This is a genomic window from Zestomonas ipomoeae (assembly GCF_057128665.1).
Genome location: NZ_JBSKHQ010000002.1, coordinates 362954 through 377977, shown reverse-complemented (window position 1 = coordinate 377977; position 15024 = coordinate 362954). Strand labels below are relative to the sequence as shown.

Genomic DNA, 15024 nt, shown 5'->3' with positions numbered 1-15024 from the left:
AAGGTGAAACGAAAAACGGCAAGCCCAGGCTTGCCGTCTTTCATTGGTGCTAGACGGTCAGCATCCAGTCGTAGTCGACGATCAGCGGCGCGTGCTGGGAGAAGCGCGGCTGACGGGGCAGGCGCGCGCTGCGCACGGCACGACGCAGGCCGGGAGTCAGCAACTGGTAGTCGAAGCGCCAGCCGAGGTTGAGCAACTGCGCCTGTTCGCTATCCGGCCACCAGCTGTACTGGTCGCCTTCGCGACTGGCTTCGCGCAGCGCATCGACATAGCCCATGGTGCCGATCACCTCATCCAGCCAGGCGCGCTCGGGCGCCAGGAAGCCCGGCAGCTGCTGGCAGTCGCGCCAGTTCTTCACGTCCAGCTTCTGGTGCGCAACGTACAGCGAGCCGCAGTAGATATATTCGCGACGCTTGCGTCGCTGCTTGTCCAGGTAGTGGGCGAAGTCGTCCATGAACTTGAACTTGTGGTTCAGGCTCTCGTCGCCGCTCTGCCCCGAGGGCAGCAGCAAGGTGGCAATGCTCACCTTGTCGAAGTCGGCTTGCAGGTAGCGCCCATAACGGTCGGCCATTTCAAAGCCGAGGCCGCTGATCACCGCCTTGGGTTGCAGCCGCGAATACAGCGCCACGCCGCCCTGGCTGGGCACTTCGGCATCGCAGGCATAGAGGAAATAGCCATCCAGTTGGTAGGCCGGGTCATCCAGTTCGAAGGCGGAGGCGCGGGTATCCTGCAGGCAGACGACGTCGGCATTCTGCGCTTGCAGCCAGCTGAGCAGACCCCGCTCGACCGCAGCTTGAATGCCATTCACGTTCACACTGATGATCCGCATAAATGGCCCCTAAAAACAGTGGCGTGTATGATACCCGAGCTCTTCCCAATAAGCTAAATCCGTGCCGTCCCGAGGCTTTCCATGCAGGCGTACCAGCGTGAATTCATCCGATTTGCCATTGAGCGCGGCGTGCTGCGCTTTGGCGAATTCACTCTCAAGTCCGGGCGCACCAGCCCTTATTTCTTCAATGCCGGCTTGTTCAACAGCGGCCTGGCACTGGCCCAGCTGGGTCGTTTCTACGCCTCGGCGGTAGTCGACAGCCAGATTCCCTTCGACGTGCTGTTCGGCCCTGCCTACAAGGGAATTCCGTTGGCGGCGGCGACCGCCGTGGCGCTGGCCGAGCAGCATGGCCGCGATCTGCCCTGGTGCTTCAACCGCAAGGAGGCCAAGGATCATGGCGAAGGCGGTAGTCTGGTCGGCGCACCGCTCGCCGGTCGCGTATTGATTGTCGACGATGTGATCACGGCCGGTACGGCGATTCGCGAAGTGATGCAAATTATCCAGGCGCAAGGTGCGCGGGCGGCCGGCGTGCTGATCGCGCTGAACCGCCAGGAGCGCGGCCAGGGCGAGCTGTCGGCGATCCAGGAGGTTGAACGCGACTTTGCCATGCCGGTGGTCAGCATCGTGGCCCTCGACCAGGTACTGGAATATCTGGCCGGGGATGCTGAACTGAACAAGCATCTGCCGGCGGTGGAGGCCTACCGCGCGCAATACGGCATCTGAATACCCATACCGAGTAGTGGTTTCTATGGTCAGTCTGGACGCAATCCGCCTTACCCTGTTGCTCACGGTGCTGTTGCCGGTAGCCGCAGACGCCACCGAGCTGTACCGCTATGTCAACGACAAGGGCATCGTGGTGCTCGACCGCATGGGCGTGCCGCCGCAGTACATCGGCAAGGGCTACGAGGTGCTCAACGAGCAGGGGCGGGTGATCCGCGTGGTGCCCCCGGCGCCTACCGCCGAGGAGTTCAAGCGCCGGCAGGAGGAAAAGGCGCAGGCGGAGGTCGACGCCAAGTTGCTGCGCCTGTACTCCAGCGTGGAAGACGTCGATCGCGCCAAGGCACGTAAACTGGCCGAACTGGATAGCCTGATCAGCGTGGCCCGCGGCAACATGCAGGCGGCGCGTCAGCAGCAGGGCAACCTGCAGAGCCAGGCGGCCGACCATGAGCGCGCGGGGCGCCAGGTGCCGGAAGGTTTGCTGGTGCAAATCAACAATCTGCAGGAAGAGCAGCAGCGCCTGAAGAAGGATATCGAGCGGTACCGCGAAATGCGCAAGCTGGCGGAGTCGAGCTTTGCCGTGGAGCGTTCCCGCATTGCCGAACTGCTCGGGCAGCGCCGCTAGCCTGTCCGTTTGAGCCAGGCCGCCCGCAACGGGCGGCTGGCGCGTCCCGCCGGATCAGTGGCGCTTGTTGCGATTGCTGATCAGCGTGCCGACACCGGTATCGGTGAAGATTTCCAGCAGCACCGCATTGGGCACCCGACCATCGATGATATGCGAGCTGGTGACGCCGCCTTGCACGGCCTCCAGGGCGCAGCGGATCTTCGGCAACATGCCGCCGTAGATGGTGCCGTCGGCGATCAGCTCGTTGACCTGCTCGGTGGACAGGCCGGTGAGCACCTGCCCCTGCTTGTCCATCAGGCCGGCGATATTGGTCAGCAGCATCAGCTTTTCGGCTTTCAGCGCTTCGGCCACTTTGCCGGCCACCAGGTCGGCATTGATGTTGTACGACTCGCCGTCCGGGCCGACCCCGATGGGGGCGATCACCGGAATGAAGTCGCCTTTCACCAGCATGTTCAAGAGATCGGTGTTGACCCCGGTCACCTCGCCGACATGGCCGATGTCGATGATTTCCGGCTTGGTCATCTCCGGCGTCTGGCGGGTCACGGTGAGCTTCTTGGCGCGGATCAGCTCGGCGTCCTTGCCGGTCAGGCCGATGGCGCTGCCGCCGTGCTGATTGATCAGGTTGACGATGCTCTTGTTGACCTGGCCGCCGAGCACCATTTCCACCACGTCCATGGTGGCGGTGTCGGTGACGCGCATGCCATCGATGAAGTGGCTCTCGATGGACAGGCGCTTGAGCAGGTCGCCGATCTGCGGGCCGCCGCCGTGCACCACCACCGGATTGATGCCGACCGCTTTCATCAGCACGATGTCGCGGGCGAAACCTTCCTTGAGCTCTTCGCTCTCCATGGCGTTGCCGCCGTACTTGATCACCAGGGTCTTGCCGACGAAGCGGCGGATGTAGGGCAGTGCTTCGGACAGGACCTTGGCGACTTGGGTGGCGGCATCACGGCTGAGGGTCATGCGGGGCTCCAACGGCGATCAGAACGGCAGGTTGAGGTCGGGGGCGACATTATAGAGCTGGGCGCGGAACACTTCCTGGATGCGCTGAAGCTCTTCGGCGCTTTCGGCCTCGAAGCGCAGCACCAGCACCGGCGTGGTGTTGGAGGCGCGTACCAGGCCCCAGCCCTTGGGGTAGTCGACGCGCACGCCGTCCAGGGTGGTCAGGTTGGCCTCGCCCCAATGGGCGTCGCGCTGCAGGGCGTCGATGATGGTGAACTTGCTGTCGTCGGTCACCTGGATGTTGATTTCCGGTGTGCTGATGTCGTTGGGGAAGGCGGCGAAGACCTTCTCCGCATCGCGTTTGTCCTGGCTGAGGATTTCCAGTAGGCGGGCGGCGCTGTAGATGCCGTCGTCGAAGCCGAACCAGCGTTCCTTGAAGAAGATGTGCCCGCTCATTTCGCCGGCCAGCAACGCGCCGCTTTCCTTCATTTTCTTCTTGATCAGCGAGTGACCGGTCTTCCACATCACCGGGCGGCCGCCGTAGCCGCTGATCAGTGCGGTCAGGCGGCGCGTGCATTTGACGTCGAAGATGATGTCCGCGCCGGGATTGCGCGAGACCACGTCCTTGGCGAACAGCATCAGCAGGCGGTCCGGGTAGACGATGGTGCCGGTGTTGGTCACCACGCCGACGCGATCGCCGTCGCCGTCGAAGGCCAGGCCGAGGTCGGCGCCGGTTTCCTTGACCTTGGCGATCAGATCCTTGAGGTTTTCCGGCTTGCCCGGGTCCGGGTGGTGGTTGGGGAAGTTGCCGTCCACCTCGCAGTACAGCGGGATCACGTCGCAGCCGAGCGCTTCGATCAGCTGCGGGGCGATGACGCCGGCGACGCCGTTGCCGCAGTCGACCACCACCTTCATGCGTTTGGCCAGGGCGATGTCGTCGCGGATCTGCTTGAAGTAGCGCTCCAGCACGTCGACCTGTTCGGCGCTGCCGACGCCGCTGGCCAGGTCGTTGTTTTCGATGCGCTGGCGCAGCGCCTGGATCTGCTCGTTGGCCAGGGTGTCGCCAGCGATGACGATCTTGAAGCCGTTATAGTCCGGCGGATTGTGGCTGCCGGTGAGCATTACCCCGGATTTGCCGGCGAGAACGTTGGCGGCGTAGTACAGCGCCGGGGTCGGCACCATGCCGATGTCGCTGACATTGCAGCCGCAGTCGAGCAGCCCCTGGATCAGTTGCTGGACCAGTTGCGGGCCGGACAGGCGGCCGTCGCGGCCGACCGACACGTTGGGCTCGCCGCGGGCCAGGCTTTCCGAGCCGATGGCGCGGCCGATCCAGTAGGCGGTTTCCGGGGTCAGGCTGTCGCCCACCACGCCGCGGATGTCGTAGGCGCGGAAGATGCTGGCGGGAAGCTTGGGGGCTTGTTGGAAGCTGTTCATAGCGGGGTCTCGCTCAATGATGTCGAGGCCAAGCAGGTCCTGATCTTCGTCCAGGATGTCGATGTCGAGAATATCGGTGTCCTGGAACAGCGGATCGACCAGATCGGCAACTTTTCCTGGCGCAGCGGCCGGAGGCTCGGCGCTTGCGCGGGCGGATGGCAGGTCTGGGGCAGGGGCGGAAGCCGCCTCGCTCTTGCGGCGGGGTAGGCGAACCAGGCTCTGTGCCAGAGCCCTCAGCGCCGGCAAGTGCAGGCTGGGGGTTTTGATGGCTTTGCCGGCAGAGAGTTCCTGAATGAGCTGGCCGAGTTGCATGACGTCTTCGCGCAATTGGCGGCGCTGACTGCTCAGTACCAGCTGCAGGCCGAGCACCGTGCCACCGAGGGCGATCAGCAGGGCGAGACCGAGCGGCACCGGCGAATTGCCGCCGGCAACGGCCGGGCCCGGGGTGAAGCTGAGCTTCCAGTTCGGGTTGCTGCTGTCGAGGGCGATCGGCGCGCCGCCGTTCGCCTGGCCGCGCTGCGCGAGCACCTGCGGCGGCGCATTGCCGAACTGCTGGATGATCTGGAACTGGCCGACGTCGGCGGGCAGCGGCGGCAGGGCATCGAGCAGACGGTTGAGGTCGACCGCCAGCAGCAGCGTGCCCTGGGTCGGCGCGCCTTCGCTCAGGCGCAGCGGTGCGGCGCTGTAGGCCAGCCAGCGCTCGCCGACCTTGTAGGCCTCGACGGCGGGTTGCTGGCCGGCTTCGACACGGCGCAGCAGATCCAGTGCCGCGAAGTTCATTGGCGCCGCGCGGCTGCTGTCCTGGCGGGCCTGGCCGTAGGCGTTGAGCTGGGCATCGATCACGCTGTCCCAGTACAGCAGGCTGCGCTCTGCGGCCCGCAGTTGTTCGGGATCCTGGCTTTGCACGGCCTGGATCAACTGCGGGTTGCGGGCGGCCGCCTGGGTGTCGGCGCTCAGCTGTTTCAGCGCCTGTTGCAGGGCGGCGGCCTGGCTGTCGCCCCAGGCCCTGGCGGTCTGTGCCTGCTGTTGCTGCAGGCTGCCGCCCAGAGACAGCCAGACCAGTGCGGCGGCGGCGAGCAGGCCGGCGAGGGCGCAGAGCAGTCCCGGTAGCAGGGCCTGCAGCGGCTGTGCCTGGCTGGCGCCGTTGGAGTTGCCGTTGTCGGTGTCCTTGGCGGTGCGCTGGAAGAGTTTCACGTCAAGCTCCTCGGCGGGGGTCCTGAAAGGGGGGTTAGTGGCTGCCGGAGTGGCCGAAGCCGCCGGCACCGCGCTCGCTGGTGTGGAATTCGTCGACCAGCTCGAAATGCGCCTGTACCACCGGCACCAGCATCAGCTGGGCGATGCGCTCGCCCACGGCGATGGTGAAGCTGTCCTGGCCGCGGTTCCAGCAGGACACCATCAGCTCGCCCTGGTAGTCCGAATCGATCAGCCCGACCAGGTTGCCGAGCACGATGCCGTGCTTGTGGCCGAGGCCGGAGCGCGGCAGGATCAACGCGGCCAGCCCGGGGTCGGCGATATGGATGGACAGGCCGGTGGGGATCAGCACGGTCTGGCCCGGCTCCAGGGTCAGGTCTTCCTGCAGCATGGCGCGCAGATCGAGGCCGGCGGAGCCCGGCGTGGCGTACTGCGGCAGCGGGAAGTCGCGGCCGAGGCGGGGGTCGAGGATCTTGGCTTGCAGTGAGTGCATGGGGTTCAAATCTTGTGCAGGCGGTCGGCGATAAAGGCGATCAGCTGGCGCGCGATCTTGCCTTTGCTGGTCTGGGTGAAGCGGGTCTCCAGGAGTTCGCGGTCGATCACGCTGACGGCGTTCTCTTCACTATTGAAGCCGATACTGGGATTGGCCACGTCGTTGGCGACGATCAGGTCGAGGTTCTTGTCCTTCAGCTTGCGCGCGGCATAGGTCAGGAGGTTCTCGGTTTCCGCGGCGAAGCCGACGCTGAACGGGCGATCCGCGCGCTGGGCCAGGGTGGCAAGGATGTCGGGGTTGCGCACCAGCTGCAACAAAAGGCCATCACCGCTGGTGGGGTCTTTCTTCAATTTGTGCTGTGCGACCACTTCCGGACGGTAGTCGGCCACGGCGGCGGCGGCGATCAGCAGGTCGCAGGGCATCTCCCCTTCGCAGGCCGCCAGCATGTCGCGGGCGCTGACCACGTCGATGCGCTTGACCCGGTCGGGGGTCGGCAGGTGCACCGGGCCGGTGATCAGGGTGACCTGGGCACCGGCCTCGGCGGCCGCCTCGGCGAGGGCGAAGCCCATCTTGCCGGAGCTGTGGTTGGTGATGTAGCGCACCGGATCGATGTTTTCCTGGGTCGGTCCGGCGGTGATCAGTACGCGCACGCCGCTCAGGGCCTGCCGTTCGAAGCAGTCGGCGGCAAGCTGGGCCAGTTCGTCGGCTTCCAGCATGCGGCCGGGGCCGACATCGCCACAGGCCTGGCTGCCGGCGGCGGGGCCGAACAGGCGCATGCCGCGTTCGCCGAGCAGGCGCGCATTGGCCTGGGTTGCGGGGTCGCGCCACATGGCCTGGTTCATCGCCGGGGCGAGGGCGACCTGGGCATCGGTGGCCAGCACCAGGGTGGTCAGCAGGTCGTCGGCGACGCCCTGGGCCAGGCGTGCCATCAGGTCGGCGGTCGCCGGGGCGATCAGGACCAGGTCCGCCCAGCGGGCCAGTTCGATATGGCCCATGGCGGCTTCGGCGGCCGGGTCGAGCAGGTCGAGGTGGACCGGATGGCCGGAGAGCGCCTGCAGGGTCAGCGGCGTGATGAATTCGCGGCCGCCATGGGTCATCACCACCCGTACTTCGGCGCCCTGGTCGCGCAAGCGGCGAACCAACTCGGCACTCTTGTAAGCGGCGATACCGCCACCGACGCCCAAGACGATGCGTTTCCGATACAGCCGCTGCATAGGCCTGCCTTATATAGATGCAAAGGGAGTCTGCGCTGCGGCGATGCCGCCTCCCCAGGCGGGTCGCCGAGCGAAAAAGATGGGCTAAGATAGCACAGCGCCCGCGACCGGAAAGCGGGCCAACTCGACAGGGAGGTTCAATGAGTATTCGCGATTGGCCTGCGGCGGAACGCCCGCGGGAAAAACTGCTGGAACAGGGTGCGGCGGCCCTGACCGACGCCGAGCTTCTCGCCATTTTCTTGCGTACCGGGGTCGCCGGGCAGAGCGCCGTCGACCTCGCGCGGCGCCTGCTGCTGGAGTTCGGCAGCCTGCGCGCGCTGCTGGAGGCGGACCTGGCCAGCTTCAGCCAGCATCTGGGCCTGGGGCCGGCGAAGTTCGCCCAGCTGCAGGCAGTGCTGGAGATGGCCCGCCGGCACCTGGCCGAGCGGCTGCGGCGGGATTCGGCGCTGGAGAGCCCGCAGGCGGTGCGAGACTACCTGAAGGCGCGCCTGCGCCATGAGCCCCATGAGGTGTTCGGTTGCCTGTTCCTCGACGCCAAGCACCGGGTACTGGCCTTCGAGGTGCTGTTCCAGGGCTCCATCGACGGGGCCAGCGTCTACCCGCGGCAGGTGGTCAAGCGAGCCCTGGCGCACAACGCGGCGGCGTTGATCCTGACCCATAATCATCCGTCTGGCGTCGCCGAGCCGAGTCAGGCCGACCGCCTGCTCACCCAGCGGCTGAAGGAGGCGCTGGCTCTGATCGATGTGCGCGTGCTGGATCATTTCATCGTCGGCGACGGGGAACCGCTGTCCATGGCCGAGTATGGCTGGCTATAGCTGACGAACGGTCGGAGCGCGCTTGCCGCGCTCCTGACTGGTCCAGGGAGTAGGGGTGCCCGATAGGTGGTCGGCAAAAGTGCGGCGATCCTTGCTGCGTTGGGGGCTTTCTGATATAAAGCAGCGCTCTTTTCTGGGGGCCCGCCTTTCGCATCAGTGCAGTGGCCGGTAAGACCCCGAGGAAATACGGCGCAAGCGCCGATTGACTGAGAGATAAGCGGCCAACCCATGCCGGGTTGGGCATGTGGTTTTAGAGGGCTGAGGCATGTCGAGAGTCTGTCAAGTTACCGGTAAGGGTCCGGTAACCGGGAACAACATTTCCCACGCGAACAACAAAACCCGTCGTCGTTTCCTGCCGAACCTGCAGCATCATCGCTTCTGGGTCGAGTCCGAGAAGCGTTTCGTCCGTCTGCGCGTTTCCGCCAAGGGCATGCGTGTGATCGACAAGCGCGGTATCGATGTAGTGCTGGCCGAGCTGCGCGCTCGCGGCGAAAAGGTCTAAGGAGCTAATCATGCGTGAACTGATCCGTTTGGTGTCCAGCGCCGGTACCGGCCACTTCTACACCACCGACAAGAACAAGCGCACTACTCCCGACAAGATCGAAATCAAGAAATTCGATCCGGTCGTGCGTAAGCACGTGATGTACAAGGAAGCCAAGATCAAGTAATTGATCCGGCCCTTGCCGAAAAAACCCGCCTCCTGGCGGGTTTTTTCTTGCCTGCGATTCAGGGGGCGGGTGTGTCGTCGATGAAGCGCACCACGATCCGCGCCAGCTCCTCGCCGCAGTCTTCCTGCAGGAAGTGGCCGCCACCCGCGAGCGTGGCATGGGCCTGGCCGCGGGTGCCGGGAATCACCTTCTGCATCAGTTGGTCGCCGCCGGCGGTGATTGGGTCCGAGTCGCTGAAGGCGGTGAGGAAGGGCTTCTGCCACTGCGACAGTACCTGCCAGGCGGCCCGGTTCTTCGCCGAGGCGGGGTCGTCCGGGGTGATCGGCACCAGCAGCGGGAATTGCCGGGCGCCCTCCTTGTAGCGCTCCTCCGGAAACGGCGCCTCGTAGGCGTCGATCACCGCCTGCGGCAGCTCGCGGCAGGTGCCGCGCTGGATGATGGCGCCGGCGGGAAATACCGGCACCTCCTGGGAATACTTCTGCCAGCCGAGGAAAGCCGGACCGGGTGCGTGATCGCCGGTCGGCAGCATGGTGTTGGCCGCCACCACACGGGCGAAGCGCTCGGGATCGGCGGCCACCAGGCGCAGGCCGATCAGCCCGCCCCAGTCTTGGCAGACCAGGGTGATCCGGTCGAGATCAAGCTGGTCGAGCCACTCCTGCATCCAATCCACATGGCGCTGGTAGCTGTAGTCTTCGCGCCGGGACGGTTTGTCGGAGCGGCCGAAGCCGACGAGGTCGGGAGCGATCGCTCGATGGCCGGCGGCGACCAGGATCGGCAGCATCTTGCGATACAGGTAGCACCAGGACGGCTCGCCGTGCATCAGCAGCACCGGGGCGGCGTCGCGCGGCCCTTCGTCCAGATAGTGCACGCGCAGCTCGCCGCCCTCGCGGTCGTCCACCTGAACGTAGTGCGGGGCGAAGTCGTAGCCGGGCAGGTTGAGGAAACGCTCGTCGGGGGTCCGCAGAAAGTCCATGGGGGTTCTCCTTATGGATGACCCCTCATTGTGGTCGCCCGGGCTGTTGTCGGTCGGCGGCTAAGCGCGCCGAATGGCGCACCATCAGCCTGGTCGATGGGCTCGCGTCGACAGGGCGCAGGGTCGCTCAGCCTGCGGTTTTTTCGAAGATCACATAGACCTTGCGGCACGGCTCCAGCACTTCCCAGGTACCGGAAAAACCGGCGGGAATGACGAAACGGTCGCCGGCGCGCACGGTCTTGCCGTGGCCGTCGGCATCGCGGATCACCGAGACGCCCTGGAGAATCTCGCAGTACTCGTGCTCCGTGTAGCTCACCGTCCACTGGCCGACGGCGCCTTCCCAGATGCCGACGTTGAACTGGCCACAGGGACTGCCGTAGTGGTTGCGCACGCTCTGTTCGGGGTCGCCCTTGAGTACCTTTTCCGCGGCTGGGCGGTAGTGCTCCGGTGCGGTGGCGGCCTGGGCGAAGTCGATGATCTGGTCGATGTTCATGGAGTCTCCGGAGAGTGGGCTTGGCGAATGGCGCTGGCGAGTCGTTCGGCCAGGTTGTCGGCCGGGGCAGGAATTCCGGCGAGTCTATGTTTAAAAAAACGAACATGACAAGGGTGTTTTAGTACTCCATGTAAAAAATATTGAAACAGTCTGGCCGCTGGTTTAGGGTTGCCCACATGACCCGGCGCGCGCCGGGCACCCGCGAATTTTTTGTCGATGGCGACGCCCAATACGTCGTCACTCAACCGATAAGAGGACGTTTCCATGACTACCCTGACCCGCGCCGACTGGGAACAGCGTGCCCAACGCCTGGCCATCGAAGGCCGCGCCTTTATCCATGGCGAATACACGGCTGCCGTCTCGGGCGAGACGTTCGACTGCATCAGCCCGGTGGACGGCCGGGTGCTGGGGCAGGTCGCCAGCTGCGATCAGGCCGACGCAGAGCGTGCCGTGCAGGATGCCCGCGCCACCTTCGAGTCCGGCGTGTGGTCGCGTCTGGCGCCGGTCAAGCGCAAGGAAACGATGATCCGTTTCGCTGCGCTGCTGGAAACCCATGCCGAGGAGCTGGCGCTGCTGGAAACCCTCGACATGGGTAAGCCGATCGGCGACTCGCTGAACGTCGACGTGCCCAGCGCCGCCCGCGCGATTCGCTGGAGTGGCGAGGCGATCGACAAGATCTACGACGAAGTGGCCGCCACCCCCCATGACGAACTGGGCCTGGTGACCCGCGAGCCGATCGGTGTGGTCGCCGCCATCGTGCCGTGGAACTTCCCGCTGTTGATGAGCTGCTGGAAGCTCGGCCCGGCGCTGGCCACCGGCAACTCGGTGATCCTCAAGCCCTCCGAGAAGTCGCCGCTGACGGCGATCCGCATCGCCCAGCTGGCCATCGAGGCCGGCATCCCGGCCGGGGTGTTCAACGTGCTGCCGGGCTTCGGCCACACCGTCGGCAAGGCCCTGGCCCTGCACATGGACGTCGATACCCTGGTGTTCACCGGCTCGACCAAGATCGCCAAGCAGCTGATGATCTATGCCGGCGAGTCGAACATGAAGCGCGTCTGGCTGGAAGCCGGCGGCAAGAGCCCGAACATCGTCTTCGGCGACGCGCCGGACCTCAAGGCCGCTGCCGAAGCGGCGGCCGGCGCCATCGCCTTCAACCAGGGCGAGGTCTGCACCGCCGGCTCGCGCCTGCTGGTGGAGAACTCGATCAAGGCGCAGTTCGTGCCGCTGGTGGTCGAGGCGCTGAAGACCTGGAAGCCGGGCAACCCGCTGGACCCGAGTACCAACGTCGGTGCGCTGGTGGATACCCAGCAGCTGAACACCGTGCTCTCCTACATCCAGGCCGGCCATGACGACGGCGCCCAGCTGGTGGCTGGCGGCAAACGGGTGATGGAGGAGACTGGCGGCACCTACGTCGAGCCGACCATCTTCGACGGCGTGAACAACGCCATGCGCATCGCCAAGGAGGAAATCTTCGGTCCGGTGCTGTCGGTGATCGGCTTCGACAGCGTCGACGAGGCTATCGCCATTGCCAACGACACCGTCTACGGCCTGGCCGCGGCGGTGTGGACCAGCAACCTGTCCAAGGCCCACCTGACCGCGCGGGCGCTGCGCGCCGGCAGCGTCTGGGTCAACCAGTACGACGGCGGCGACATGACCGCGCCGTTCGGCGGCTTCAAGCAGTCCGGCAACGGCCGCGACAAGTCGCTACATGCCTTCGACAAGTACACCGAGCTGAAGGCCACCTGGATCAAGCTGTAACCCTGCGAGCCGGATAGCTTCCGGCCCGCACAAGGTCGGCCCACAGGGCCGGCTCGAATGAGCCACACCCGCGGCCGGGTTCCTGCAAGGGAGCCCGGCCGCGTTGTTTGCGTGGAGAAAGCACATGCGTTGGGCAACTTACTTCGCGGTCTGCGCGGCGGTGATCAGTGTCGGGCTGGCCCTTGGCGTGACCCTGCCGCTGGTTTCGCTGCGCCTGGAGGGTTGGGGCTACGGTGCCTTCGCCATCGGTGTGATGGCGGCGATGCCGGCCGTTGGCGTGCTGCTCGGCGCCAGCGTCGCCAGCCGGCTGGCGGCCTGGCTCGGCAGTGCCCGACTGATGCGCCTGTGCCTGCTGGCGGGGGCGCTGTCGGTGGCGCTGCTGGCACTGTGGCCGAGCTATGCGCTGTGGCTGTTGCTGCGGCTGCTGATCGGCGTGGTGCTGACGGTGGTGTTCATCCTCGGCGAAAGCTGGATCAACCAGCTCGCCGTCGAGCAGTGGCGCGGCCGGCTGGTGGCGCTGTACGGCACCGGCTATGCCTTGAGCCAGCTGTCCGGGCCGGTGCTGCTGAGTCTGCTCGGCAGCGAAGGCGATCTGGGGTTCTGGGTCGGTGCCGGCTTGCTGATCGCCGGCGCGGCGATCCTGCTCGGCCGTGACGGTGCGCCTCGGGTGGAAGCCCACAGCCCCTCGGGGCGCGGCCTGTTGGAGTTCTGCCAGCGCATGCCGAGCATCGCCTGGGCGGTGGCGCTGTTTGCCGCATTCGAGGCGATGATCCTCACCCTGTTGCCGATCTACGGGCTGCGCCAGGGCTTCGGCCAGGAAACGGCGCTGTTGATGGCCAGCGTGGTGGTGATCGGCGATGCACTGTTGCAACTGCCGATCGGTTGGCTCGCCGACCGCCTGCCGCGCCAGTCGCTGTTCCGCGGCTGCGGGCTGTTGCTGCTGCTGTCGAGCCTGGCGCTGCCGCTGCTGCTGCACACGCCGTTGATGTGGCCGCTGCTGGTGCTGTTCGGCGCCGGCGCCGGCGGCCTGTTTACGCTGGCGCTGATCCTGATAGGCGAGCGCTTTCGCGACGATGCGCTGGTGCGGGCCAATGCCCATGTCGCCCAGCTCTGGGGCATCGGTTGCCTGCTTGGCCCGCTGGCTACCGGCGCCGCCAGCCAATGGCTGAGCGGGCATGCCTTGCCGCTGTTGATGGCCCTGGGGGCCGCCGGCTTCGTGGTGCTGGCCTGGCGCGACCCGCTGGGCGAACTGGCATCCGAGAGCAGTCACTGATCCGCACTAGAGCAGGTTCTCCAAGCCGACGATGTCCGCCAGCCAGGCATTGAAGCGGCGCCAGCGGCTGCCGGGCTCGCGTTCCAGAACATGGCGCTCGCCATTGTCCTCGGCGATCCAGACGATGTGATCGCCGCGCAGGCGCAGCTCGTAGCTGACCGCCGGATGCATGCCCTCCAGGGTCAGCGCGCGCACCTGTTCGGCCAGCGCCGGGCTTTCCACCAGCACGCCGACTTCGGTGTTCCACAGTACCGAGCGGGGATCGAAGTTCAGCGAGCCGATGAAGACCTTGCGCCCGTCGAACACCGCCGCCTTGCTGTGCAGGCTCGACTGCGAGGAGCCGAAACTGTACGGCGAGGGGCCGTCCGGCTGGCGGCGCAGCTCGTAGAGGTGCACGCCGCTTTCCAGCAGCTCCTTGCGGTAGGGCGCGTAACCGCCGTGCACCGCCGGCACGTCGGTGGCTTCCAGGGAGTTGGTCAGCAGGCGGACTGACACGCCGGCGTCGGCGCGTCCGGTCAGGTAGTCGAGGCCGGTCTGTGCCGGTACGAAGTAAGCGGAGATCAGCATCAGCTCGTCTTCCACCTCCGCCAGCGCCGGCGCCAGTTGCGTGGTCAGCAGCAGCCGCGGGTCCGGTTCGCCCTGCGACAGAACCTTGGCCGGTGCGTCCCACAGCGCCTGGCCGTAGGCCCAGTCGAGTTCCTCGTCGATCCAGCGTGCGAGCCGCGGTTCGCGCAGGTAAGTGATCAGCCGGTCGTAGAGCGGCTTCTGCCGATGGCGCGCGCGGGCCAGTTCGGCGCGCAGCGCGGCGTGGCGTCGCTTCAGTGCTTCGGTGGAAGGGGGCCGCCAGAGAAACTGCTGGATCGGCTTGCTCAGCGCACTGTTCCAGTACTCGTCGAAGCTGTGCGCCAGCTGCTCGGCCACCGGGCCGGCGCAGAGCAGGTCGATATCGGTGAAATTCAGCGTCCGCTCGGCATCGAAGTATTCGTCGCCGAGGTTGCGGCCGCCGACGATGGCCAGGCTGCTGTCGGCCAGCCACAGCTTGTTGTGCATGCGCTGGTGCTGGCGCGACAGGTGCAACAGTCGGCCGAGGCTGCGGGTCACCACGGTGCTGCGGCCCAGGTGCAGCGGATTGAACACCCGTACCTCCACTTGCGGGTGGGCGGCGAGCGCGGCGATCTGGTCGTCGCGGCCGTCGCTGGCGGTGTCGTCGAGCAGCAGGCGTACGCGCACGCCGCGTTCGGCGGCTGCCAGCAACTCATCGATCAGCAGCCGGGTGCTGAGGCCGTCGTGCATGATGTAGTACTGCAGGTCGAGGCTGCGCTGGGCATTGCGGATCAACTCGGCCCGGGCGCTGAACGCCTCGCTGCTGGATGACAGCAGGCGGAACCCCGATTGCCCCGGCGGCCGCTGCAGGGTCTCCTGCTGCACGCTCTCGCCGAGCCGCGTGCCGGTCCCCGGCAGCGCCTGGCTGGGCTGCGGCGGGACGGCCGCGCAGCCGGCCAGGCAGAGCAGGGCCAAGAGCAACAGGCGGATGGGCAACGGAGCCTCCAGGGCGGAGTCATCTGTGCATCTAGACGCCGCCCGTCCGGCAAAGATTCA

At 66.2% G+C, this 15024-nt stretch carries 15 protein-coding genes; 7 read left to right on the top strand and 8 right to left on the bottom strand.

Going from position 1 to position 15024, the window contains the following annotated elements; genetic code table 11:
* Window positions 1–49 precede the first annotated feature (49 nt).
* On the bottom strand, window positions 50–829 hold the full coding sequence (locus tag ACWKV7_RS05380) for a catabolite repression control protein Crc (protein WP_483856619.1): 780 nt from the start codon (window positions 827–829) through the stop codon (window positions 50–52).
* 81 nt (window positions 830–910) lie between these two features.
* Here ACWKV7_RS05380 and pyrE point away from each other — a divergent pair, with 81 nt between their 5' ends.
* Both pyrE and ACWKV7_RS05370 read left to right on the top strand, forming a co-directional pair.
* Window positions 911–1552: an orotate phosphoribosyltransferase gene (gene pyrE, locus ACWKV7_RS05375; protein ID WP_483856618.1), complete on the top strand. Its 642-nt coding sequence runs from the start codon at window positions 911–913 to the stop codon at window positions 1550–1552.
* 25 nt (window positions 1553–1577) lie between these two features.
* Window positions 1578–2171, top strand: a complete 594-nt coding sequence (locus ACWKV7_RS05370) for a DUF4124 domain-containing protein (RefSeq protein ID WP_483856617.1) — start codon at window positions 1578–1580, stop codon at window positions 2169–2171.
* A 54-nt stretch (window positions 2172–2225) separates the two neighbouring features.
* On the opposite strand, the gene argB is transcribed toward ACWKV7_RS05370, so the two are convergent.
* The 4 genes from argB to coaBC form a co-directional block, all read right to left on the bottom strand.
* Window positions 2226–3134: an acetylglutamate kinase gene (gene argB, locus ACWKV7_RS05365; RefSeq protein ID WP_483856616.1), complete on the bottom strand. Its 909-nt coding sequence runs from the start codon at window positions 3132–3134 to the stop codon at window positions 2226–2228.
* A gap of 18 nt (window positions 3135–3152) precedes the next feature.
* Window positions 3153–4547, bottom strand: a complete 1395-nt coding sequence (gene algC, locus ACWKV7_RS05360) for a phosphomannomutase/phosphoglucomutase (RefSeq protein ID WP_483856676.1) — start codon at window positions 4545–4547, stop codon at window positions 3153–3155.
* A 1228-nt stretch (window positions 4548–5775) separates the two neighbouring features.
* Window positions 5776–6231: a dUTP diphosphatase gene (gene dut / locus ACWKV7_RS05355; protein ID WP_483856615.1), complete on the bottom strand. Its 456-nt coding sequence runs from the start codon at window positions 6229–6231 to the stop codon at window positions 5776–5778.
* A 5-nt stretch (window positions 6232–6236) separates the two neighbouring features.
* Window positions 6237–7445 (bottom strand): bifunctional phosphopantothenoylcysteine decarboxylase/phosphopantothenate--cysteine ligase CoaBC, encoded by a 1209-nt coding sequence (gene coaBC / locus ACWKV7_RS05350; RefSeq protein WP_483856614.1) that lies wholly within the window; start codon window positions 7443–7445, stop codon window positions 6237–6239.
* 140 nt (window positions 7446–7585) lie between these two features.
* Between coaBC and radC the strand changes: the two genes are divergently transcribed.
* The 3 genes from radC to rpmG all read left to right on the top strand — a co-directional run bounded on the left by radC (window position 7586) and on the right by rpmG (window position 8928).
* Window positions 7586–8260 (top strand): RadC family protein, encoded by a 675-nt coding sequence (gene radC, locus ACWKV7_RS05345; protein WP_483856613.1) that lies wholly within the window; start codon window positions 7586–7588, stop codon window positions 8258–8260.
* Between the two features lie 265 nt (window positions 8261–8525).
* Complete coding sequence (gene rpmB / locus ACWKV7_RS05340; protein ID WP_003242523.1) at window positions 8526–8762, top strand: 50S ribosomal protein L28; 237 nt, start codon at window positions 8526–8528, stop codon at window positions 8760–8762.
* 10 nt (window positions 8763–8772) lie between these two features.
* Window positions 8773–8928 (top strand): 50S ribosomal protein L33, encoded by a 156-nt coding sequence (gene rpmG / locus ACWKV7_RS05335; protein WP_003464575.1) that lies wholly within the window; start codon window positions 8773–8775, stop codon window positions 8926–8928.
* A 58-nt stretch (window positions 8929–8986) separates the two neighbouring features.
* Here rpmG and ACWKV7_RS05330 read toward each other — a convergent pair whose 3' ends face one another.
* Together ACWKV7_RS05330 and ACWKV7_RS05325 are read right to left on the bottom strand one after the other, a co-directional pair.
* Window positions 8987–9901 carry a haloalkane dehalogenase gene (locus ACWKV7_RS05330; protein WP_483856612.1) on the bottom strand — a complete coding sequence of 305 codons (915 nt, stop codon included), beginning with the start codon at window positions 9899–9901 and terminating at the stop codon, window positions 8987–8989.
* Window positions 9902–10028: 127 nt separating this feature from the next.
* On the bottom strand, window positions 10029–10394 hold the full coding sequence (locus tag ACWKV7_RS05325) for a cupin domain-containing protein (RefSeq protein WP_483856611.1): 366 nt from the start codon (window positions 10392–10394) through the stop codon (window positions 10029–10031).
* 264 nt (window positions 10395–10658) lie between these two features.
* Between ACWKV7_RS05325 and ACWKV7_RS05320 the strand changes: the two genes are divergently transcribed.
* Together ACWKV7_RS05320 and ACWKV7_RS05315 are read left to right on the top strand one after the other, a co-directional pair.
* A complete protein-coding gene (locus ACWKV7_RS05320) occupies window positions 10659–12152 on the top strand; it encodes an aldehyde dehydrogenase (RefSeq protein ID WP_483856610.1) in 1494 nt (497 codons plus the stop codon).
* Window positions 12153–12276: 124 nt separating this feature from the next.
* The gene (locus ACWKV7_RS05315; protein WP_483856609.1) at window positions 12277–13425 is read left to right on the top strand and encodes an MFS transporter; all 1149 of its coding nucleotides are present in this window, start codon (window positions 12277–12279) and stop codon (window positions 13423–13425) included.
* A gap of 6 nt (window positions 13426–13431) precedes the next feature.
* Here the strand turns inward: ACWKV7_RS05315 and ACWKV7_RS05310 are convergent, their stop codons facing one another.
* Window positions 13432–14964, bottom strand: a complete 1533-nt coding sequence (locus ACWKV7_RS05310; protein WP_483856608.1) for a phospholipase D family protein — start codon at window positions 14962–14964, stop codon at window positions 13432–13434.
* Window positions 14965–15024 lie beyond the last annotated feature (60 nt).

Excerpts from the sequence above, each read along its gene's own strand:
- ACWKV7_RS05380 (WP_483856619.1), bottom strand. The coding sequence starts at position 829 with ATGCGGATCATCAGTGTGAACGTGAATGGCATTCAAGCTGCGGTCGAG.
- pyrE (WP_483856618.1), top strand. The coding sequence starts at position 911 with ATGCAGGCGTACCAGCGTGAATTCATCCGATTTGCCATTGAGCGCGGC.
- ACWKV7_RS05370 (WP_483856617.1), top strand. The coding sequence starts at position 1,578 with ATGGTCAGTCTGGACGCAATCCGCCTTACCCTGTTGCTCACGGTGCTG.
- argB (WP_483856616.1), bottom strand. The coding sequence starts at position 3,134 with ATGACCCTCAGCCGTGATGCCGCCACCCAAGTCGCCAAGGTCCTGTCC.
- algC (WP_483856676.1), bottom strand. The coding sequence starts at position 4,547 with ATGAACAGCTTCCAACAAGCCCCCAAGCTTCCCGCCAGCATCTTCCGC.
- dut (WP_483856615.1), bottom strand. The coding sequence starts at position 6,231 with ATGCACTCACTGCAAGCCAAGATCCTCGACCCCCGCCTCGGCCGCGAC.
- coaBC (WP_483856614.1), bottom strand. The coding sequence starts at position 7,445 with ATGCAGCGGCTGTATCGGAAACGCATCGTCTTGGGCGTCGGTGGCGGT.
- radC (WP_483856613.1), top strand. The coding sequence starts at position 7,586 with ATGAGTATTCGCGATTGGCCTGCGGCGGAACGCCCGCGGGAAAAACTG.
- rpmB (WP_003242523.1), top strand. The coding sequence starts at position 8,526 with ATGTCGAGAGTCTGTCAAGTTACCGGTAAGGGTCCGGTAACCGGGAAC.
- rpmG (WP_003464575.1), top strand. The coding sequence starts at position 8,773 with ATGCGTGAACTGATCCGTTTGGTGTCCAGCGCCGGTACCGGCCACTTC.
- ACWKV7_RS05330 (WP_483856612.1), bottom strand. The coding sequence starts at position 9,901 with ATGGACTTTCTGCGGACCCCCGACGAGCGTTTCCTCAACCTGCCCGGC.
- ACWKV7_RS05325 (WP_483856611.1), bottom strand. The coding sequence starts at position 10,394 with ATGAACATCGACCAGATCATCGACTTCGCCCAGGCCGCCACCGCACCG.
- ACWKV7_RS05320 (WP_483856610.1), top strand. The coding sequence starts at position 10,659 with ATGACTACCCTGACCCGCGCCGACTGGGAACAGCGTGCCCAACGCCTG.
- ACWKV7_RS05315 (WP_483856609.1), top strand. The coding sequence starts at position 12,277 with ATGCGTTGGGCAACTTACTTCGCGGTCTGCGCGGCGGTGATCAGTGTC.